Origin of the sequence: Roseinatronobacter monicus, from assembly GCF_006716865.1 — a bacterium.
GTDB classification, from domain to species: Bacteria; Pseudomonadota; Alphaproteobacteria; order Rhodobacterales; family Rhodobacteraceae; genus Roseinatronobacter; species Roseinatronobacter monicus.
Map to the genome: position 1 here is coordinate 63182 of NZ_VFPT01000006.1, position 21179 is coordinate 84360.

Here is a 21179-nt window from a genome sequence, read left to right on the forward strand (position 1 = left end):
TGTCGAGCCGTTCAATTATATCTTGGTTTCTTTGCGCGGGGTTTTTTCTTTACGGCCGGGGCGACTTTCGGAATCGGCTCCTTTACGGGTGGAGCCTCTTCCATATCCAGGCCAAACAAGGCGGCCATATCATCGGTCTTCAAAATATTATCTGGTGACGGAGAAGGTTTCGCAAGCGGCGTTTTAAGGTCGATATTAGCGATTAAATCCTGGTGGTTGACCCCGCGTAGAACAAAGAGAAGTTCGGGTTGTTGATCAAGACGCGCACCAATGCCGTAGATAGTCGCAGCAACATGTTTGCACATGGACGCCCAATCAGGACAGGTACAGGAAAGCTTGATCTCTGAGGGCTTAGGAAACAGCCCCGTACCTGGCTGACATAATCGCTCCATAACTGGTTTTGACAATTTGCCTTGCAGCAGATCGACCAAAGAGTCGATGCCATTGGCGCAGTCGTCGCGCAGAGCTTTCCAATGGTCTTTTGGCAGCGGCTCAATTGTTATTTTAACTGTATAAAGCGAGGAACCAGCGACGTTCGCGGTTACCTGTCCAGAGGTGATCTGTAGGTCGATGACCGAGCCGTTACGCACATAGGTACGACCGCGTGGCAGGCGGCTGTTATAATCGCCAAAACTCTCCATGTTGCTGCACCATGCCTTGCCCCAGGCTGTGGTTGCGATCGTACGACCAGAGATAGCAACAGGTGAAACAGGGTGCCCCGCCTTGCGCAGTTTGGCCATTGCCCGTTCAGCTTTTCTTCTGCGTTCAGCCACTGGCACATATCGGCCCCACTGCGACATGGAACTTACTCCTTTGAGACCGATGCAAGATCAAGGGCGACAAGGCGCAGCAAAGCGTCATCGGTCATTTCGGTCAAGTTCATTTCGGCTGATCCCCCCAGCACTTCCTCTGACAAGGATTTCTTTGACTCGATCATAGCATCAATTTTTTCCTCGACGGTTCCGGCGCAGACAAACTTATGAACCAATACATTGCGCTTCTGTCCGATGCGGAAAGCGCGGTCTGTGGCCTGATTTTCTACCGCCGGATTCCACCAACGATCAAAATGCACCACATGCGAAGCTGCTGTCAGGGTTAGACCAGACCCACCCGCCTTCAAAGACAGTATGAAAAACGGTACATTTTCGTCCTCTTGGAAAGCCTTGACCAGTGACTTTCGCGCTTTGACTGGTGTGTTCCCATGGAGCACCAAGCCAGGTCGCCCGAATATCTCGGTGAGGTAGTCGTGAAGCGGGGCGGTTACTTCACGAAATTGAGTGAACACAAGCATCTTGTCTTGCCGAGCAGCGACAACCTCGGCAATTTCGCGCAGACGCAACCACTTGCCGCTATCAGCCTCGCTCCACCCCCCGTCATTCAACCATTGCGAGGGGTGATTGCAGATCTGTTTAAGCCGCATGATGGTGGCCAGAACCAACCCTTTTCTTTCAATCCCCGACGCGGTACTTAGCGCCTCGGCCAACTGCTCTACCGTCTGGGCATAGAGAGCCGCCTGCTTGCGGCTGAGCATGCAATGGGCCTTGACTTCGGTCTTGTCGGGCAGATCAGAAATCACCGATGGGTCAGTCTTCATTCGGCGCAGGATGTAGGGTTGCACCAATTCCCGCAACGGTCCAAAGGCATTGTGCTCACGCGCTGCAAGGGTTTTGACGTAGCGGGAAAACTGCTTGTCACTTCCTAGCAAACCAGGATTGATCACATCGAAGATCGACCACAAATCCCCCAAATGGTTTTCAACCGGTGTACCTGTGAGAGCAATGCGGGATTTGGCCTTGATAGATTTAACGGCTTTGGTTTGTTTGGCTTTGGGATTCTTGATTGCTTGCGCCTCATCAAGAACCAGAAACTTCCAGTCTGTTGCCGTCAACGCCGGTTGACGTAGCAATGTGCCGTAGGACGTGATCACCAAGTCAATCTCACTGAAGTCAGAAAGGGTCGTCATTTGATCCTTTGACATCGACGAGGGATGAACGATCTGGGCGCGTAGATCCGGGGCAAAACGATCGATTTCCGCCGCCCAGTTCGCCAGCAGTGATGCCGGGGCCACCAGCAGACAAGGGCCCTTGCCCTGGTGTGCCACGAGCAGCGCCAGCACCTGTATGGTTTTGCCAAGGCCCATGTCATCGGCCAGGCAAGCTCCCAGGCCCAACCCTGTCAGCATGTGCAGCCAGTGGACACCGGCTTTTTGATAGGGGCGTAGGCGCGCCTTCAGTTTCACGCCGGGATATCCTTCACCAGAAGGAGCGCGCAAATTCCTTAATGTCTCGGCTAACCATGGGCCCGCAGTGATCTGGGACCATTGGCGTGTAGCTTCGTCAACATCATCTCCTGCAATGGCGACCCCAGACATCAGGCGCATCGCTTCCAGAAACGACAAACCTTCGCTTGCCGCCAGGTTTTCGGCAGCTTTGAAGCGCTGCATTTCGCGCTCAATGCGGTCGCGATCAATCTCGACCCATTGCCCCCGCAGCATTACCAGTGAGTCAGCACTAGACAGCAGCGCATTCATCTCTTCATCCGATAGAGCCTCACCGTTCAGCGTAACCTCCATACGGAAGTCCAGCAGCCCATCGAGCCCAACAGAAGAAGGCGTTCCACTACCGATAGAGGCCGTGACCTTAGGCCGTGGTGGCCGTGCGGCGGTCCAACCTGCGGGCATGCGCAAAACAATTCCGGCAGCACCAAGATCAGGCGCACTATCCAGTAAGCGCGCGGCATTGGCGGGTGTCCACCTCAAGGGATGGTATATTCCCCCATCCTCCACCATTTCCTTCAACCATGCACATGATTGGCTGGCACGGCTGACAGGGAGTAACAAATTCAAGAGCCGTGAATGATCGTCGGCATAGTCATGCAGCGCCTGACCTAGCGGCACGTGCCGCGCTTGACCGCTAGCCGCGAGTTCGGTCGTATAACTGGCCATGAACGCAAAGGGAAAGTCGGGGTCCCCGCGGTTTTCTGCCAAGTTGAAATGCACCCTCCCGATTGTGTTCCATGCTGGGTTCAGGGCAGACAAAAAACCTGGCAAGTCGGACCCCGCTTCTTTCGCAACGGCTGCCACTATCTGCTGCCAAAGACGAGACAGCACATCGGCAGTCACATATTCCGCCCCCTTCATCATCGGCACTGTCGTCACCATGGCCGCAAGCTCGGCTTCTGGTGGAGAAACATTCGTGCTCGCCTGATGGCACAAGGCCGAAACGGCGCGGCGCGCGAAATTGCGCCACCACGCAAGGTCAGGTGACAAGACTTTGGTTGTCCCGGCCCCCAGACGCAGGAGGCCATAGCCCTCCCCTTGAGCAAACGCTTCGGCCAGCGGACCAGCATCGCTCGTGTCCGCAACAAGGTGTCCATGGGGTGTCAGGCGTAGAGAAAGCGAATTTGGATCAGAATTGTGCAGATACTGTGCCAATGTGAGCTACCTTTTAAATTCCAGCGCTCCGACATTGGGCGTCTACTTGGACCATCATTTGGGGTCGATGCCCTGGTTCGATTGGATAGCGCTGATGCGCCGAGGATTCAATGACCGCAGCCTACTCGGTTAACCCGGCGGCTGGGGCGGGCACGATGCCGCAACATTTGCGCCGCCCTCCCGCTCCTTGCGCTGGCGCATCCAATGACGCACCCGGCCCAAAGCCGACCTCCGCGGTCTGTTGCGCTGCCGCGGTGCAGCTTCGCCAGACCGGTCTTTCGCTGCGGTTGCGACGTCCGGTGATTTGCAAGGATAAGAAATTGGCTTTTACTGCCGTTTAGCTTCAACGAAGAAGGTCATTTCTTTAGGCTTTTCGGGCGCTTCATGCCAATCGCGCATAGGCTGCACATTCAGAGCAGTAGCCGCTGTGGCTGCATGTAAGAACTGTTTCGTTTCTGGAGGTTGCCTTAACGATTTCTGATTTGGACTGGTCAATGCTATCACGGACATCTTCAAAATCGTCAGAGCGCCTTGCCTTATGCTTTTCGGGATTGAACCAAAGGAGGGCAACCGAGAGGAGGGGGAGCGGCAGCCCTCCTTCGGCGTCAGCCCCGCACTTCGGTCGCGGGCCGGTCATAGACGTCTTCCAGGCGAACAATATCGTCCTCGCCAAGATAGTCGCCCATCTGCACCTCGATGATCTCGACCTGCGATTTCGTCAGGTTCTCAAGACGGTGCACAGACCCTTTCGGGATCATCACAACACCACCGGGTTTCACCTTCATCACCGCGTCATCGACAGTGATCGTGGCCGTACCCTCGATCACCACCCAGCGTTCCGTGCGGTGGTGGTGATATTGCAGGGACAATTGTCCGCGCGGCTTCACGCGGATGCGCTTGACCTGATGCGCCGCACCGCGATCAAGGCTCCAGAATGCGCCCCAGGGGCGTTCTTCGTAGGTTGGTGCATCGGCAGGCACTGCCGAGGGAGCCGGGCGAACAGTGGATTGAAAGGTCATATCATTTCTCCTAATTTGAGGGAGTTACCAGCCGATACCGCAGAGGTTCGAAGGTTGGTTGGCACGGGATTTCCACAGCCGCGCCACATCAATCACTGGTTTGTCGGTAGCAGCGGCCAGGGCGCGGTAATCGGGGTGAGCATGGGTGACGATGATGGCATCAGCCCCGGCCACGGCGTCAGATGCGTCAGCGGCCAGCATGTCACGCAGCCCGGTCGCGAGTTGCCCCAGCCCTTGTGCCGCATGGACAACATAGGCCAGTTGCGCTTCGATGCGGGTCTCTGCCGTGATGGCCGGGTCATGGGCGGTGATCTCGATTCCGGCCTCTTGCAGCTCTGCTATCACCTCAAGGATCGGGCTTTCGCGCAGGTCATCCGTGCCGGGTTTGAACGCCAACCCAAGGACCGCGACCCGCCGCGCGCCGGTCGCCTTGACCAGACGCGCAGCCTCGGCGATCTGGGTTGCATTCGAGCGCTCAAGCGCGCCGATCAACGGTAGATCAACGCCTAGATTGCGCGCAATATGGGTTACCGCGCGCACCTCTTTGGGCAAGCAAGAGCCGCCATAGGCAAAGCCGGGCTTGAGGTAATAGGGCGACAGGTTCAGCTTGGTGTCGCGCACGAAGATATCCATCACCTCGTGGCTGTCCACGTCCAGGGGCTTGCACAAGCGGCCAACCTCGTTGGCGAAGGTGACCTTGGTCGCGTGCCAGACGTTATCGACATATTTGACCATCTCGGCCACCTCGATCGAGGTCACGACCGGATCGGCATCAACGTCGGCATAAAGCTTGCACATCAGGTCGGCGGTGACATCGTCGGTGACGCCAATCACGGTCTTGGGCGGATTGTGGAAATCCTCGACCGCAACGCCCTCTCGCAGGAATTCGGGGTTGAAGCAGACACCGAAATCAGCGCCGACCTTGAGGCCCGAGGCCGCCTCGATCTCGGGCACCATGACATCGAGTGTGGTGCCCGGCGGGATAGAGCAGCGCATGACAACGACATGGAAGGCTGCCTTGCGCGCCAGCCCTTCACCGATCGAACGCGCGGCGGCGCGAATATAGCGATCGTCACACCCACCATCTTCGGCAGTGGGGGTGCCCACCGAAACGAAGGTGATGTCGGTCTCGACCACTGCCGTGGCAAGGTCGTTGGTTGCGCTGATCAAACCGTCAGCGACACCATCGCCCAGCAGCCGGTCCAGATCCTTCTCGTGGATCGGCGCGCGTCCTGTCGCGATCGCATCGACCTTGACCGGATCGAGATCGACCCCAATCACACGGTGGCCGAGCCCCGCAAGGCAAGCGGTAGACACCGCGCCCACGTAACCCAGACCGATGACAGAAACGGAAGGTCGCGAGACAACGCGGGCCTGAGGGTGAAAGGCAGTATTAGTGGTCTGGTGTAGCATTTTGAAGTCTCCGAATTTCGTTGGAGACTTTATGCCACGGCGCCTCTTCAAAGGCGCGGACGCGGCGGGATAGATGATTGGGGCAACCGGCTGAGCAGGGTGAGTAAAGGGTTAAGGCTGTGCCCCATTCGGGCCTCGGCGCTGTCCAGAAGGATAGTTTCCCTCGCCGTTCACGCTGCCGGAAAGTCACGATGCCGTCGGGCGAGGCCCCAATCGGCAACGTGGTGAACCACCGCGAAAGGCCCCGCATCGAGCGCCTTTTCGACCTCATCCGCTGTTATCGCGGCAAGTGTGGCGGTTTCGCTTGGATCAGAGAGCCAGCCCGGGGCCGCCTTGCAGCCACGTGCAAGAAAGAAGTGTCCATGCGCGCCGCGTTGATTGCCATTACCCACGTAATCGCCGAGCCCGATCAACTGTGTGGGCGTTCGCCCAGCCTCTTCGAGCAATTCGCGACGTGCCGCCGCCTCAGGGGTTTCGCCGGGATCGATGAAGCCGCCGGACAGGCTCAGGCAATTCCGCCGGGGTCCGTGGCGATACCCGGTCATCGCCACCACCCGCCCATCGGGCTGCACCGGCATCACCAGAACGAAACTGCGCAACTCGACCTGCCAGAAATCCGGGATCACCTGGCCTGCTACGACCTCCCCCTCTTCGCGGAACACCCGCAGATAGGGCGCTGCATCTAATTCAAGCTGACGCGACAGGGTTTTCCGTGCGGTCATGGTGCAGTCTGGCCCAGATCAAAACAACCCGGAGTCCCGTGCGATCAGGGCTGCTTGGGTGCGGTTGAGGGCACCGATCTTGCGGTAGAGCGTCTTCAGATGCAGCTTGACAGTCGGTTCCTGGATGCCGAGAGCGCGGGCGATTTCCTTGTTGGACAGCCCCTCGCACAGCTTTTCAAGCATCTGCAATTCGCGCGGTGTCAGTTTTTCGGCCAGCGGGTTGAGCACCTCGACCTCTGGGGCGGCGGTCATGAAGTCGATTGGCGCATATTGCTCGCCCATCGCCATGAAGCGCACCGCGTTGACCAGCGATTTGGCTGGCAGGGTTTTTGGCAGAAACCCTGCCGCCCCCATCTCCAGTGCCTGTTCGGCCACTTCGCGCGGGGCGATGCCGGACATCACGGCGACACGCGCACCGCGACCTGCCTCAAGCGCGCGAGCAAGACCCTCCAGACCATTCATGCCGGGCATGGGCGTTGTTGCATGGATCCTACGGTTTCTGTTAGGAGGCCGTTTCCCTGATCGATTGGATAGCGTTGATGCCGCATAAATTCAATGACGGCCGCCGGCACAAGTTCGAGAAGAAGCGGTACCGCATTACGAACTGGGCTGGCTATAACGAAAGCCTGCGTCGGCGGGGCGATGTAACAATTTGGCTAAGCCCCGAGGTTGAAGCTGCATGGCGTGCAGAGCGCCGCAAGACACGGGGTGGCCAGCCAGTTTATTCTGACCTGTCTATTGTGACCTGCCTGACACTTGGCATCGTTTACAACCAGCCGCTGCGCCAGACCGAAGGGTTTGTAGGCAGCCTTGTGAAGCTCATGGGGCTGGATTTGCTGGTGCCCGACTACTCGACCCTGTCACGTCGCGGGGCCGGTTTGATCTTGCCGATGAAAGCGCGCGCGTCGACGGATGGCCCGATTCATCTTGTCGTAGATAGCACGGGCCTGAAGATATTTGGCGAAGGCGAGTGGCTGGAAAACAAGCACAAAACAAAGGCCAAACGCAAATCCTGGCGCAAGCTGCATCTTGGGCTGGACCTTGTCACCGGCGAAATTGCCTGCTCTGAACTGACCACCGATGATGTGGGTGATCCGACCGCCTTGCCAGAGCTTCTGGATCAGATTGACGGGGACGTGACACGCTTCATCGCCGACGGCGCCTATGACGGCGACCCGACCAGCGACTTGCTCGTGAAGCTGTTTGGGGTTGATGTCGAGATCACTATTCCGCCTCCCAAGACTGCAGTTCTCAGCGCCGAGGCTGTGGGCAATCCAACGCTGCGCGACCAGCGCATTGCCGCAATACGCACAGGCGGGCGTATGGCCTGGCAGGTGAGCAGCGGATACAATCAGCGCAGCCGCGGTGAAACACAAATGGGTCGCTGGAAGATGGTCATCGGCCCCAAGCTGAAAGCGCGCAGCTTTCCCAACCAGAAAACAGAAGCCAAGATCGGCACCCACATTCTGAACAAGATGACCGAACTTGGCCGTGCCAAGTTCGAAGTCGTCGCTTGACCAAATGAGCGGGTAAGGGCAAACTCAAACCATCGTAGGTCCGTGCAACAAGGCCCATTGGAGGGCGCAAAAATAAATCGGGGCTTCTGCCTGGATTATCCCATGCAAATCTACGCCGCTTATCCGCCTTCGTTTGAACATTCGCAACAAGATCCACCGGTAGCGTACCGGGAAAATGCCTCTCGATCTTCTCGATTTCAAAACCCTTGAGTTCAGAATTCTGTAGCAGGGTTGCTACATCATTCTCGATCTTGATTGCCTTGAGCAAGTCCTTGTCTGCAAGCCTGCATATTTCCAAGAAGAACGTCGTGCCGTCATGCATAACGTACTCAATATCCCATGGATTGTCTCTGCCGACAATGTAAAACTGAGGTTGCCCTAGCTGGTTCCCAAAGTGGATTTTTGCGTATTGTTGAGCAAAATGAAATCCGATAATTTCTTCACGATGCCGGTCATTCAAGACGTTCAACCGCACAACTTCGGAGACGCTACCATCGCGTTCAATGAAGACATGCCTGCTGCAATTTCGTTTGTCTGACAGATCAGAAAGAGGTGCAAACCGGCGGTCTTCCCCCTGCAGGAACTGGTTTCTGAACACTTGGTCAGCATACATTGTCGACATCCTATACAACCATCCAGTCGGTCTTAATCCGAACCAGTTGATCTATACGCTCACGTATTAGCGCGTCCTTTTCCAATGCCCAAACCATCGGATACATAGAACCGCCCTCGACTTGCGCAGCGACGAGATTGGCCTGTTCATCCGACCATTTTTCCCAAACCGTTTGAAGCGCGCGGAGGGCGTCCCTGTCGATACCCTCAAGGGCCGCGACTTCGTTTAGCAACTCCGTCAACCTTGCTTCATCCCCACGCAAGCGATCATCCGCGCTGATGTTCATAGAGAGCTGCGTTCGCGGGATGGCATCATGTAGTGCTTCAACCACGACCCAATCGGTCGCTTCGATAAAGGCCCTTGCTGCCGCCGTCAGTTGGAATGCCTCGGCTGGATCGAAAACGGGCGACGATGGAAGTTCATGCGTCAGCACATGACGAACCTCGAAAAGGCGTGAAAGCGACGCCATCATCACATCGTAGTCCTCGACAATAGGAGGCAGTGGCCAATCGGCTTGCTCCTCTAACCATCTTGGGTGTGCCATCGTCATCTTCGTCGCGAAGTTATCTAGCAGCGTGTCCAAAGAACTGACGACAGCCTCAATGCTGTTGAGTGAGACTGCGTGCGCGACGAAATCCCCAATCGTTAACTCGCGCCGATCAACGTGAGCGGCAAAGGTAAGGTCGATCTTGGAGCCCTTTGCCAAGCGTTCCCCACGCTCGAAGTACTGCTGCCCGCCATTGACTAGCTCAGCTATCACGCCTCGCACGAAGACTTCCAGCGTCGTCACGAGCCTTATCGGTACGAACTCGACAAACGGGGAGGCGAATGATGAAATGGGATTGACGTCTGCATGGAGCGCGTCGATCTGCGCAACGAGTTCCATCCCGAGCCGGGGATGCTCACCTCGGCGCTGTTTCCAATCGATGATCTGTTGGTATGAAGAACGTCGCATGAGGTTATTTGTTAAACATAACAGAACTTCATGTATAGAGCAGCGAATTCACCCCTTGCCCGGCAGTCCATTGGTGAACCATCGGCTCGATTTAACGCATGTCGCTAACGGCTGGTTCGGCGGGCCGCAACGCAGCATGCTGAGGTGATGACTAGTGACCGTTATGGGCCGGGTGTGTCGATGGTCGACCTCGAAGAGTCGGCGGGCCATGCTGCACCGCCGCAGGACGGCTTTGAGCCCAGAGCAGCACTCGACACATCACTTCTTCGGGCCTCCTCCGGCTGAACCACGATGTCAGCTGAAGCTCGGTCCTTTGAAAAACGCGAGCGCAGCGTCGATCCGGTCATGGACTTCCAGAGGAAGCGGCCTGACCGGTCGGAGGGGCTCAATACCATCCCCGTCAAGGCGATTGGCAAGGGCATACATCACGCGGAAGCTGCCAAACTCCTTGAAGAGGGCCCAAAGGGGATTAAACCTTTGGTCTATAATTTTAGTCTCCTCGATATTGGCAGCCATGGCAGCTCTCGTAAGCTGCATCGCATTGCTGGGTAGCAGACCGGCAACAACGCTGAACCAGCCGTCCGCGCCTGCCAGAAGTGCATCTTTTGCGCCCCAGTCTCCACTGTAGCCAATCGAAAAGCTGGCGGGTGTGACGGACCGCAGGGTCGCCAATTCGCCTACGAAATCACCATCAGCGGGCAATGGCATCTTTACCGCGTCTATGTTTGGCAGTTCCGAAAGGCGGGCGATCAGTTCATGGCTGAATGTGAAATTTGTTGTTCCTGGATTGTTATAGATGCAAAGAGGCAACCCGCCTGCAGCGGCAACCGTTTTGAAATGGGAATAGACCTCGCCCTTGGTCAACTTCTGATAGGACATCGGTGCAAGCAGAAGGCCCTGTGCGCCAGCCTCGGCCGCATCTCGTGCAAGGTCCGCAGCATCGTCTGTCCGAAGCGCCCCGATACCGACAATCAGCGGTGTCCGTCCCTTAAGAACCTGTATGGCAACCCGCAGAACATGCTTGCGTTCTGTGATCGTGAGATAGGCGTAGCTGCCCGTACTGCCCAGAAGGCCAACCGAGTCTGGGCCCGCCAAAACGATACGTTCAAGGTGCCGCTCCAGAACATCGGACATCAGCCGACCTTCCTTGTCCGTGGCGGTTAATGGGAATGCGGACAATCCGCCAAATAGAGACATTCAATCACACCCTGATTTTCTTCTAGGATGTAACATCTTGCGCCCGCTTTGTCCGCATCAGCGACGCTCAATAGCAAAAAATGCTGCGCGATGCACGATTGGCCGGTTTGGTGAAGCCGCACTGCAGCGTGCCACCGACGCTGACTGACCGCAAAGGGCCGGGCGCGATGCTGCAGCTGCGAAAGGCTTCAGCTCGCTGCGACATCCCTGAATGTCGCTGATGGGTATCTCCTACCTGCCCAGCGGCGCTGCAGCATGCGAAACGCGGTCCGACCGGCAGCTATGCGGACCAACCTGCCTTGCGGCGCTGCGGCACGTGAAGTGCCGTGTACCACTCATGTAAGTGTGGTCAGCTATGGAATATTTTCCGGAAATATCCCCAAGCTACCAATGCAACCGGATACAAAAACAGTGTAAGCGAATACAAGAAAATTGCAAAAAAAACGGGCCAGACTGGGAGTTGGCTGTCAAAGAGGAAGTAGACAGAAAAACCTGCAAAGGCTGCAGTCAAAGCCGTTAATACAAATTTACTCATCCGCAACCTCCATGATTGTTATCATATCTGTATTGGCCACATACAACACTGTCAAAATAGGTGCCTTTGGACATCAAAATCTCATGGCACTGCCATGAGATCAAGCGTTTTCGGCACCTGATTGCGCTTGGCTTATTGTAAGCACGCGGCGCAACAATAAGCTGTTCATATGATCCTGCCTGGCCCAGGACCAACTCCCATAAACCCCCGTTTTGCCACGACCTGTGACACATGGGCGTCAGGGGCGAATGACCGCGAAGGGCTCCGACCTGCCTTGCGGCGCTGCAGCATCCGAAACGCGGTCCGACCGGCAGTTATGCGGACCTTTCTGCCGTTCGCTGCATCTGCGCAAAAACCGCTCGTGCTTGCGGCATTCTCGATGCGACATGCTGCGTTGCGCGCATCAAAAACGCGCCTCTGGCTGCGCATAACGTGTAAAGCTGTGGCATTTTCGCTACAAAATTTTGGAAATCCCCCCCCCCCCCCCCTCGCAGTAGGGACCGGGGGGTATTCGCCCAAGAAAATATGGTAGTATTAGCGACATTCCGGTGAGTACCCGCCCGCTGGAGGTGGGACGACCGGTCGAGCAGGACGAAACATGTGAAACGTTGGGACCAAATAGGTTTGCCGCGGCTTCGGCCGCTGAGCGTTACGCGCGGGTCCGCGCGGCACGGGGCGTTGCGCTTTGACGCGGGCGACCGACCTACACTGGCAGCCCTCGCAGCGCAGCTCACCAAGATACTGCCTCGCTCTCCCCGTTGCTATCACCTCAAGGGAACAGGCGGCTTGAAAGCGGCTGTCCGCGCCGCAACGCAGGCCCTGCATCAGTATGGCCCGGCCCCTTTTGTCTATCGCACCGATGTGAAGTCTTTCTATGAGACCGTCGATGCCGAAATCCTCCTTGGCAAGGTCGAACGCTACACGCGCGATCGCAACTGTCTGAACCTCTTGGGGCAATACCTGAACATGAGTGTCGAGACCGGCGGCAACTTTGTTGATGCCCCGCGCGGGCTTCGCGCAGGCGGCGCGCCCAGCCCCGTATTGGGGGCGTTCTCTCTTTACGATCTCGATTGCGCGATGGCCGCGCAAAAGGATGTGTTCTACCTGCGCTATATGGATGACATCATCGTCATCTCACGCCATCGCTGGCCACTGCGTCGCGCAATCGCGACCATCCAGCACCATTTTGCCGCCGTGGGGATGGTATCGCACCCCGACAAAACCCTGATCGGCCGGATGGGCCATGGGGCGATGTCGGGTGGTGTAAGCTTCCTTGGCTATCAGCTCAGCCTGTCAGGCCTGAGCCTGTCAGCTGAAACCCTGCGTCGGCATATCGAGAAGGCCCGTCGGCTTTATGAGCAGTGCAAGATCCGTCAGCGTCAGGCTGCGCGGGTCTTTGCAGACGGTAACATCATAGCGGATTCCGCGCCAGAATGGCTCAAGAACCGCGCTTATATCACACTCGCACCAGACATGCGAAACCCCAGCTACCTCACAGACCGCCTGCGCGCCTATGAGGCACGGTTTCTCATATGGGCAAAAGGAGGACTGAATGATGAAGTGGCTTTGCAGGTTTTTTATGAAGCATCTCGAGCGCCCACCACGTCGTGGGAGTTGCAGTAAAAAGTACCTGTGCGGCGCATTGGCGGCGTGTGCTATGACTTTTAACTCACCCGCTGTTGGACTTGACTTTTCGGGGACATTTGCTGAGGGGGTGAGTGGTCCTGGTGGGGGCGGCTGCTTGTGGGGGACTTCACTTCCAGGGCCTCCGTTCCGGTTCACCGGTGTGCATCTTGGTGATACATATACAGGGCTTGTGGGGCCTTATGCCGGGGGGGTGTGGGTCGAACCTAGTCCAAACACTGTTGGTTTTCCGGAGCAGTTCTCTACCCAGTCTGATCAAATAGATGTAAGTATGCTAGTAGATTGCGGTTGGGTTGATGTAACACACTTTGAAAATATATCCGGGGCGGGTCAAAGCTTTTCAGCTGTAGAATTCTACGGGATTAAATTTCGCGCGACTGACCCAACCGACGAGGTTGAATATGACTATGAAGTTGGATTTTTTGGGGCGACAGAAACGGTGTTTGAGCTGCGGAAGATCCCTACTCAACCTGCAAACGCGGCCCCAACCGCCAGTGCAGGCCCGGACCAGACCGTCGCTTCGGCAGCAGCAGTGACGCTGGACGGCACGGCCTCCAGTGACCCCGATGCGGGCCAGACCATCACCTATGCATGGAGCCAGACCGAAGGTGACGCCGTCACGCTTTCCGACGCCACGGCGGCAAGCCCGAGCTTCACCGCGCCGACGCTGAACCCCGGTGACACGGCCGTCGAGCTGATCTTCCAGCTCATCGTCACCGATAACCTCGGTCTCGCATCAACAGCTGATGTGGTGACGATCACCGTGGAAGCCCCGGCCAACCAGGCCCCAACCGCCAGTGCAGGCCCGGACCAGACCGTCGCTTCGGCAGCAGCAGTGACGCTGGACGGCACGGCCTCCAGTGACCCCGATGCGGGCCAGACCATCACCTATGCATGGAGCCAGACCGAAGGTGACGCCGTCACGCTTTCCGACGCCACGGCGGCAAGCCCGACCTTCACCGCGCCGACGCTGAACCCCGGTGACCCGGAGGTCGTGCTGACCTTCCAATTGATCGTCACCGATAACCTCGGTCTCGCATCAACAGCTGATGTGGTGACGATCACCGTTGTTTCCGGGGTCTCAGTGGCGCTTTCGGGGGGGCCTGACGCGATAACCGGAACTGACCCGTTCACCGTGACGGCGACCTTCTCGACAAACGTCACTGGCTTTGACGATCTCGCCAATGATGTTGATGTTACCAATGGGTCTGTCACTGACATCTCCGGTAGCGGCGCGGTTTATACCTTGACCATTGCTCCAACCGGTAACGGCGATGTCAGCATCTTCATTCCTGCGGCAGCGGCGCAGGAAGACAGAGATGACGGCTTCGTCAACCCGAACTCTGCCTCCGACACGCTGAGAATCGGCAATCGCATTGTGGAGATTACTGAGCGCGCGATATCGTCCTTCATGCTGGGCCGTGCCAATAATCTGGCCTCCAACCAGCCGCGCCTGTCCCGCTTCCTGCGCGGTGAGGGCTGCGGGTCATTCAATGCCAGTGGCAACGATGCGGGCGGGTCGCTGGAAGGCTGCGCAACACAAGGCAATGTCTGGACCGAGATCACAGCATCTTGGGGCAATGGCTCCAGCTACTCGCTGGGCACAATCGGCGCGCATCAGTTCATCAACGAGAACTTCCTGCTCGGCGGGATGGTCCAGTTCGACCGAGCTACGGATGACCGCAACAACGCACGAGGCACCGGCTGGATGGTTGGCCCATACTTCGCCGCAAAAATGGCTGAACAGCCGCTCTACTTCGAGGGCCGCTTGCTCTATGGCCAAACCAGCAACCGTATCTCGCCACTGGGAACCTATACCGACGGCTTCTCGACCGAGCGCTGGCTGGCACAGCTGCGCGCTGAGGGCGAAATCCAGCAAGAAACCATCACCTGGATCCCGCTGCTGGACTTCACCCACACACGCGACCGCTCGAGGGCCTATACCGATAGCCTCGGCAATGCGATCGGTAGCCAGTCTGTGGCCCTGACACAGCTGACCAGTGGCATGGACTTCAGGGTGCCGCTACAATCAGATGCAGGCAGTCTGGAACTCACCGGCGGGGCATCGGCAATCTACTCGTCCACACGGGGCGGCTCAGCTGATTTCGAGAATGGCCGTGGGCGCGTTCACATGGGCATGAACTGGGACTCCGGACAGGGAACCACAGTCCGGGCCGGCACCTTCTATGACGGCATCGGTTCGCGCTTCCGCAGCGTTGGCGGCAATCTGGGCGTCGATATCCGCTTCTGAGAATCTGCCTCTCAAGAAGCGATCAAGCCCGCCCCTTCCTCCTTGGGGCGGGCTTTTTGATGACGGGGACTGGAGACCGCGTTGCTGCATGTGCGAAAGGCTACGCATACTGCAGCGGCCCCGAATGACCGCAATGGGCTCTTCGCGTCGTTGGCAAGCCCCGCAAGCGGGGCCAGGCTGCTGAGGCTACGCCCCGAACCCTGACAGCCATCGCTCCCTGATCCAATGCGCCCTGCCCCGTCTCTTCCAGAGCCGCGCCAGATCACTTGTCTCATGGTCGCCATGACTGACAGGTTTCGGCCCTGCGGGTCTGCATCCTTCTTGCAAGACTACCGTTGCCCTCGTTCGTGCACGGCTCTTGCCCGCGAAATCCGCGTATAGATGCACAGTGAAAGATCAGGGGAAACCCGCGCGCATGGGCGCGGGTTGAGACTATTCCAAGGACAGCACGGGGGATCGACGGGCCTATGGCCCGCTCACCGCCCGCGCTGACACTCTTCTTTTTCTTCTTGTCCGCCCAACAGACCTGATCGAGCCGGTCAAGGGGCAAGCGCCGCGCGAGGCGCGTCGTCAGACCACCCACCCGTGTCCTCGACCTGCGGTCTGCGGGCCGCGCCAGTGGGTGTTCTGACCCCGTGACAGTCTCGCTCAGGCCCGTGGGTCGGGCTTCGCCCTCTCCCACTCTGTTCCGCCGAATACATGCGTATCCGGCAAATCAGATTGGCCGAGGCGCAGCCCATCGGCGGAAACAGGGACAAACCCAAACCGCCCACATCGCTTGAGAGGATGAAAGATCATGACCGTGAAACCTTGGCAATCGTGGCACCATTTCGATTCAGCCGAAGATGCCATTGAATACCGCCGCGAACACGGCACCGGTGGCTGGATTTTCGAGATCAGCGACAATGGTGAAGCGGTGCTGTTCCCATGGCAGAGCACGCCCAAAGATATCTTCAATTCCGTGTTCGTGCATGGGCGCATAGGCCGTTTCATCGGCACAGATGAACGCAAAACATGGTCATATGACATGGCCGAAAAACTTGGCCTGTGAGGGGGAAATCATGGCTGTTACCATCCAATACCCCGCAATGGCCTATCGCTATGAAGGCCGCGTTCACCGCAAAGGCATGACCTCAAGCCGCACCATCATCAAAACCTTTGACCGCGCCCACACGGGCACGGTCATACTGGCCGACACGCCAGACGCCATGACGCGCCTTGACGACATGCTTGAAGCAGCCTTCAAAGCCAAGATTGGCGCAACCGCCGCGTTCTATAATGCCGCCGCATGGTTGAACGACACCGAGATCCTGTCATGCGCCAAGCGCGCGAAATGCCAGATCGTGCCCCCGATATAGGGGGGCGGTCATACTCAGGTCTGGTGTCCTGATCGGCCCAAGAGGACAAGCCCCCTGCCCCGATCAGGACGGGCGCTGCCCGCGCAGGGCCGCTATCGCGGGAAAGGTGTCGGGCGTCCTCGTTTAATGTGTCCGGCTGTTCACCCGTGCGCGGCTGTGCCGCGCGCCGGGGCCGGACGCAACCACCCCACACGGTCTTGTCATTCTACCACACCCGTCAAGGACGGCGCACCGCAAAAGGGCGGTGCTTGCAAGCGGCCCTACAGGCCGTCCCTGACAGATGTGTCCAATTGCCCGCGACCGAGCGGGGCAGTTGAGCCTCGATTTTCTCCGTCACTTCACCTATATTCTCAAGGAGATCACAATGAGCGACATGGACATGAACCAAGCAGAAGCCAGAAAGATCGACGCCGAAATCGCAAGCCTCAATGCGATGACCGCTAAGCTCCATGCCGAAACAATGAAGCTCTCAAAGGAAACGCGCTGGTATGAGGCAATCGTCCTTATCGCTGTCGTCGGCGCAACTGCCGCGGTCGTCAAAATTTTCTTCTGAACAATGCAACGCGGCCCTCCGGGGGCCGCTTTTTGCATGTTACCGCGCGTGCCTGACCACCTGCCGCCCTGTTGTATCACGGGCAATCTCACCCTCATACAGATAATCAACAGAGCGCTTCAGGCGCACAAAATCATCATCGGCCAGCTCGCGCCACCGCTCCCCTTCCGGCCAGCGGTTCAACGCCGCGCTGCGCTCCGCGCGCTCCAAACGCATCACAGCATCTTCCATCACCCGCACTTCGCGATCAACAATTGCGCGCGCCGATCCAATCAGTTCAGAGGTGGTCGCGGAAATTCGGACCAGTTGCTAAGCTCTGGCAACTGAAGAAGGACGAACAATCGATATGGCGAAACAGAAGCGTTACACGGCAGAATTCAAGGCGAAGGTTGCTTTGGAAGCGATCCGTGAAGAGTTGACGACGGCAGAGCTGTCGAAGAAATATGAAGTACATCCGACGATGATCAACGGCTGGAAACGCACGGCAATTGCCAAGATGGCGCAGTCGTTTGACGCCAAGCCGGTTGGTGAACCAGTGATTTCCGGCAAGGATGTAGAGAAGCTGCACGCCAAGATTGGCCAATTGGTAGTGGAACGGGATTTTTTGGCGGATGCCTCCAGGCTCATTCTCGGGACTGGAGGCAAAAAGCCGTGAAGAAAGATCATCCCAAACTGAGTGTCCGGCGGCAATGCACACTGCTGTCGCTCGCCCGATCGACGCTGTACTATCAGCCCTGCGGTGAAAGCGCGGAAAACCTGAAATTCATGAAGATCATCGACGAGCAATTCCTGAAAACGCCATGGTACGGCTCGCGGCAGATGGCGCGTCATATGCAAAGAGAGGGTCACAAATGCGGCCGCCATCGCGCAAGACGGCTGATGCGGCTCATGCGTTTGGTGCCGATCTATCAGGAACCCAAGACCAGTAAGAAAAACCCCGAACACAAGGTTTATCCATATCTTCTAAAAGATCTGCCCATCACGCGTCCCAACCAGGTGTGGTGTACGGACATTACCTATATCCGCATGCAGCGCGGGTTTTTGTATCTGGTCGCCATCATGGACTGGCACAGCCGCAAGGTGCTGAGCTGGCGGCTGTCCAATACTATGGATGCCGGGTTCTGCGTCGAGGCCTTGAAGGAGGCACTGGCCACCTATGGCCCGCCCGAAATTTTCAATTCGGACCAGGGCAGCCAGTTCACCAGCACCGATTTCACCGACGTTTTGAAAGACGCAAAGGTGAAGATTTCGATGGATGGGCGCGGCCGCTGGATCGACAACCGCATGATCGAACGACTGTGGCGGTCCTTGAAATACGAATGCGTCTTCTTGAACACCTTCGAAACTGGCCGGGAGGCGCGCCAGGGGATCGGCACCTGGATCGCTTATTACAATGAAGAACGCCCGCATTCATCCCACGGCCTGATGACCCCGGACGAAGTTTATGATAATCGCAAACCAAACATGAAACTTGCCGCGTGATAGGAAACCCATGCCAGAGCGCTGCGCGGCATAAAACTGGTCGAAAAACCAGGACCACCTCTGTTCCGCCAGTACCGCGTTCAGTTCTCTCGACATCGCCTTGCCCCCGATTTCTTTCTTCTGCTCTCAGCGATTCTGAATCATCGCGAGTCGCGAAGCAATCGTTTCGACACGAATAATGGCATCCTGCGACTGGCCTGACCTAGAGCGCCGCGCTTGAAACGTGAATCGATGGATTCCCTTTGAGGTTGATTTGTGATTCATGTTCCTTGGGAGGATGTCTTATGTCATCAGCATTGCCGTCAGCGCTTCGTGCGCGGTTTCAAGAGTGTATTGTAGAAGGATTGAGCGGTCGTGCCGCAGCAGCACGGCTGAAGTTGTCCGCCGCCACTGGTGTGCGATGGCAACGCAGGCTGCGGGAAACGGGTTCGATTGAGCCGGAGCCCCAAGGCCGTCCTCCTGGTCATGGGAAGCTGTCTTCTCATCAAGCGTTGCTGGAAGAATTGGTGGCGCAGGATGGTGATATCACTTTGCCAGAACTTGCCGGTGCATTGGAAGCTGCCACTGGCATTACCGCGCACGCGGCCTCCATCGGGCGGTTTCTGCGCAAGCTCGGATACACATATAAAAAAAGTCGCTGGTTGCCACCGAACGGTTGCGCGCTCATGTGAAGGAGCGGCGTAAGAACTGGTTCAGGCATCACCTGCCTGCCATGCAAGCGCATCCTGATCGGCTTGTCTTTATTGATGAAACCTCCGTCAAAACCAACCTGACCCGTCAATACGGACGCAGTCTCTGCGGAAAGCGCCTGGAAATGGATGCCCCGTTCGGGGCGTGGGGAACGCAGACATTTATCGCTGGTTTGACGCACGACAATCTGATCGCGCCGTGGGTCATCAAAGGGGCAATGGATGGTGAAGCCTTTGAGGCCTATGTCCGAAATGTCCTGGCCCCGGAATTACAGCCAGGCACTGTCGTTATTTGCGACAACCTCGCCACCCATTACAACAAGGCTGCTGCGACGGCTTTAAGAGATGTGGGATGCTGGTTCTTGTACCTGCCGCCATACTCCCCTGACCTCAACCCCATCGAGATGGCTTTCTCAAAGCTCAAGGCACATCTGCGTAGGATTGGAGCCAGAACATTCGATCAGATGTTCGACGCGCTCACGGAAATCTGCGACCTCTTCACACCGGACGAATGCTGGAACTTCTTCTGTGGGGCTGGATATGCATCAGGTTAAAGGCTCGACGCTCTATCCCCTTAAAAATCGAGACAGCTTACATGTCGCGCCGATCCGTCAAGGCCAAGCCCTGCGGGGCGCTGCGCGCGCCTTGACAGACCGGCTTTCCCGACATGTCGCAACATCTCCATTTTCAAAAGGAGATAGGTCATGAAATACATTCGCAAACGTGCCACCAAACTTCGCATCGCTGCCGCAAAGTTGCGCCGCACCATCCGCCGACAGCTTCAAGCCATCGACATCAGCATCAGCATCGAGATCAACCTGATCTTCCTCAAGATCACATTCACCGCAAAGCGCCGGCCATGACCGGCGCTACCCGCGCGCTCTGCGCGCGGTGTTGTCGACCTGCCTCGGTGTCACCGGAATATCTTTCCAATGCCGCGACCCGTCGCGCGGCCAACCACGCGACGCGCAATGCGCTTGCCAACCGTGCCGCGCTTCACAGCGTTCACATCGCCCAGAAGCTTCGCCAGAAAATATAAAAAACCACGGGTCTTGCCTATCGTTATACCCTGCTTCCTCGACATTCATTTATCCTTTCGTCAGTGCTTCACTATCTCTGCTGCCTCGTCATGCCAGCACGGCATTGTCAGCAGTCGCAGCGCTTCACAACTTTACTGGAATTGTAGGGCAGCGGCTATAGTCGCTGCGGCTATACTAGCCGTGATCACGACAGCGAATGCCCACGCGATTCCGTCTTTGAGGCGCTGGCTTGCAGTGTCCGGCAAAATCACCTTCTCGAAGCTCATCATCACATAAACAGTGTTCATAAATCCTATAGTCGCGACCAGCACACTGCTAAGAACCGTTATCACTGCGGCTGTCTTGGCAACCCAGTGATCGGCGCTGTTAGAAACTATCAGCGCAATCGTGAATATTGCACCCGCGAAACCGAATAGCGTCAGTGCTTTGATTGCCGCGTCGGTCATTCCTTCCACGTTCTGGCGGTTTTGGCGCGTCTTATCAGTCTCATATCCCATTGCTTTACCTCTCAAAAACCATCTTCACCACACTAGATCACATCAGTGAAAATCAAAAGCTCATGGGCGATCCCGCGCGCGGGCCGCGTCCTAGTCTGGCCAAGGCCAGACCCAAGCCAGCCAGGGCGATGGTGGCGGCTGCGGATGGGCGCTGACCGTCTCTCCGAGCCAGCCATCTGCCCGTCCGGTCCTGCCACCCCTGCCCCGCCCGTCTCGTCCCTTACGGGTCACGACCGCTATCGCAGCGGATCAGAAGTAAAC

Annotated in this window: 21 protein-coding genes and 1 pseudogene; 10 read left to right on the forward strand and 12 right to left on the reverse strand. The window is 57.3% G+C overall.

What is annotated here, in order from left to right; all coding sequences use genetic code 11:
• Positions 1-11: 11 nt before the first annotated feature.
• The 6 genes and pseudogenes from BD293_RS21980 to BD293_RS22005 form a co-directional block, all read right to left on the reverse strand.
• A complete protein-coding gene (locus BD293_RS21980) occupies positions 12-800 on the reverse strand; it encodes an SWIM zinc finger family protein (RefSeq protein ID WP_142085939.1) in 789 nt (262 codons plus the stop codon).
• Positions 801-805: 5 nt separating this feature from the next.
• A complete protein-coding gene (locus tag BD293_RS21985; protein ID WP_211841116.1) occupies positions 806-3433 on the reverse strand; it encodes a DEAD/DEAH box helicase in 2628 nt (875 codons plus the stop codon).
• 605 nt (positions 3434-4038) lie between these two features.
• Positions 4039-4452 carry a phosphomannose isomerase type II C-terminal cupin domain gene (locus tag BD293_RS21990; RefSeq protein WP_142085940.1) on the reverse strand — a complete coding sequence of 138 codons (414 nt, stop codon included), beginning with the start codon at positions 4450-4452 and terminating at the stop codon, positions 4039-4041.
• Between the two features lie 24 nt (positions 4453-4476).
• Positions 4477-5865 carry a nucleotide sugar dehydrogenase gene (locus BD293_RS21995; protein ID WP_142079298.1) on the reverse strand — a complete coding sequence of 463 codons (1389 nt, stop codon included), beginning with the start codon at positions 5863-5865 and terminating at the stop codon, positions 4477-4479.
• A gap of 170 nt (positions 5866-6035) precedes the next feature.
• A complete protein-coding gene (locus tag BD293_RS22000) occupies positions 6036-6587 on the reverse strand; it encodes an NUDIX hydrolase (protein WP_142079297.1) in 552 nt (183 codons plus the stop codon).
• A gap of 18 nt (positions 6588-6605) precedes the next feature.
• A pseudogene (locus BD293_RS22005) lies at positions 6606-7058 on the reverse strand (LuxR C-terminal-related transcriptional regulator); the annotation flags it as partial.
• Positions 7059-7126: 68 nt separating this feature from the next.
• On the opposite strand from BD293_RS22005, the gene BD293_RS22010 reads away from it, so the two are divergent.
• Positions 7127-8104, forward strand: coding sequence for an IS5 family transposase (locus BD293_RS22010; RefSeq protein WP_142084769.1), 978 nt, complete (start codon positions 7127-7129; stop codon positions 8102-8104).
• Between the two features lie 623 nt (positions 8105-8727).
• Here BD293_RS22010 and BD293_RS22015 read toward each other — a convergent pair.
• On the reverse strand, positions 8728-9672 hold the full coding sequence (locus tag BD293_RS22015) for a lysozyme inhibitor LprI family protein (RefSeq protein WP_142085942.1): 945 nt from the start codon (positions 9670-9672) through the stop codon (positions 8728-8730).
• A gap of 147 nt (positions 9673-9819) precedes the next feature.
• On the opposite strand from BD293_RS22015, the gene BD293_RS22895 reads away from it, so the two are divergent.
• A complete protein-coding gene (locus BD293_RS22895; RefSeq protein WP_170207297.1) occupies positions 9820-9957 on the forward strand; it encodes a hypothetical protein in 138 nt (45 codons plus the stop codon).
• A 9-nt stretch (positions 9958-9966) separates the two neighbouring features.
• On the opposite strand, the gene BD293_RS22020 is transcribed toward BD293_RS22895, so the two are convergent.
• Both BD293_RS22020 and BD293_RS22025 read right to left on the reverse strand, forming a co-directional pair.
• The gene (locus BD293_RS22020; RefSeq protein WP_142085943.1) at positions 9967-10869 is read right to left on the reverse strand and encodes a dihydrodipicolinate synthase family protein; all 903 of its coding nucleotides are present in this window, start codon (positions 10867-10869) and stop codon (positions 9967-9969) included.
• A gap of 349 nt (positions 10870-11218) precedes the next feature.
• On the reverse strand, positions 11219-11404 hold the full coding sequence (locus BD293_RS22025) for a hypothetical protein (protein ID WP_142085944.1): 186 nt from the start codon (positions 11402-11404) through the stop codon (positions 11219-11221).
• A gap of 786 nt (positions 11405-12190) precedes the next feature.
• Between BD293_RS22025 and BD293_RS22030 the strand changes: the two genes are divergently transcribed.
• The 5 genes from BD293_RS22030 to BD293_RS22050 all read left to right on the forward strand — a co-directional run bounded on the left by BD293_RS22030 (position 12191) and on the right by BD293_RS22050 (position 17210).
• Positions 12191-13027: a reverse transcriptase domain-containing protein gene (locus BD293_RS22030; RefSeq protein WP_170207298.1), complete on the forward strand. Its 837-nt coding sequence runs from the start codon at positions 12191-12193 to the stop codon at positions 13025-13027.
• Positions 13028-13319: 292 nt separating this feature from the next.
• Positions 13320-15299 (forward strand): PKD domain-containing protein, encoded by a 1980-nt coding sequence (locus tag BD293_RS22035; RefSeq protein WP_142085946.1) that lies wholly within the window; start codon positions 13320-13322, stop codon positions 15297-15299.
• Positions 15300-16095: 796 nt separating this feature from the next.
• A complete protein-coding gene (locus BD293_RS22040) occupies positions 16096-16350 on the forward strand; it encodes a hypothetical protein (protein WP_142085787.1) in 255 nt (84 codons plus the stop codon).
• 10 nt (positions 16351-16360) lie between these two features.
• Positions 16361-16657 (forward strand): hypothetical protein, encoded by a 297-nt coding sequence (locus BD293_RS22045; RefSeq protein ID WP_142085947.1) that lies wholly within the window; start codon positions 16361-16363, stop codon positions 16655-16657.
• 364 nt (positions 16658-17021) lie between these two features.
• Positions 17022-17210 carry a hypothetical protein gene (locus tag BD293_RS22050; RefSeq protein WP_246086448.1) on the forward strand — a complete coding sequence of 63 codons (189 nt, stop codon included), beginning with the start codon at positions 17022-17024 and terminating at the stop codon, positions 17208-17210.
• A 39-nt stretch (positions 17211-17249) separates the two neighbouring features.
• Here the strand turns inward: BD293_RS22050 and BD293_RS22900 are convergent, their stop codons facing one another.
• Complete coding sequence (locus BD293_RS22900; RefSeq protein WP_170207299.1) at positions 17250-17426, reverse strand: hypothetical protein; 177 nt, start codon at positions 17424-17426, stop codon at positions 17250-17252.
• Between the two features lie 130 nt (positions 17427-17556).
• On the opposite strand from BD293_RS22900, the gene BD293_RS22055 reads away from it, so the two are divergent.
• The 3 genes from BD293_RS22055 (at position 17557) to BD293_RS22905 (ending at position 20244) form a co-directional block, all read left to right on the forward strand.
• Positions 17557-18692, forward strand: a protein-coding gene (locus BD293_RS22055; RefSeq protein ID WP_246086208.1) for an IS3 family transposase whose coding sequence is annotated in 2 segments (ribosomal slippage) — positions 17557-17824 and positions 17824-18692 — 1137 coding nt in all. Because the reading frame shifts where the segments join, the coding sequence is not laid out codon by codon here.
• A 284-nt stretch (positions 18693-18976) separates the two neighbouring features.
• A protein-coding gene (locus BD293_RS22060) for an IS630 family transposase (RefSeq protein ID WP_142079597.1) occupies positions 18977-19935 on the forward strand; the annotation gives its coding sequence in 2 pieces (ribosomal slippage) (positions 18977-19318 and positions 19321-19935; 957 coding nt in all).
• A 150-nt stretch (positions 19936-20085) separates the two neighbouring features.
• Positions 20086-20244 (forward strand): hypothetical protein, encoded by a 159-nt coding sequence (locus BD293_RS22905; protein ID WP_170207300.1) that lies wholly within the window; start codon positions 20086-20088, stop codon positions 20242-20244.
• Positions 20245-20294: 50 nt separating this feature from the next.
• Here the strand turns inward: BD293_RS22905 and BD293_RS22910 are convergent, their stop codons facing one another.
• Positions 20295-20465, reverse strand: coding sequence for a hypothetical protein (locus BD293_RS22910; RefSeq protein ID WP_170207292.1), 171 nt, complete (start codon positions 20463-20465; stop codon positions 20295-20297).
• Positions 20466-20552: 87 nt separating this feature from the next.
• Positions 20553-20918 (reverse strand): hypothetical protein, encoded by a 366-nt coding sequence (locus BD293_RS22065; protein ID WP_142085948.1) that lies wholly within the window; start codon positions 20916-20918, stop codon positions 20553-20555.
• Between the last annotated feature and the right edge of the window lie 261 nt (positions 20919-21179).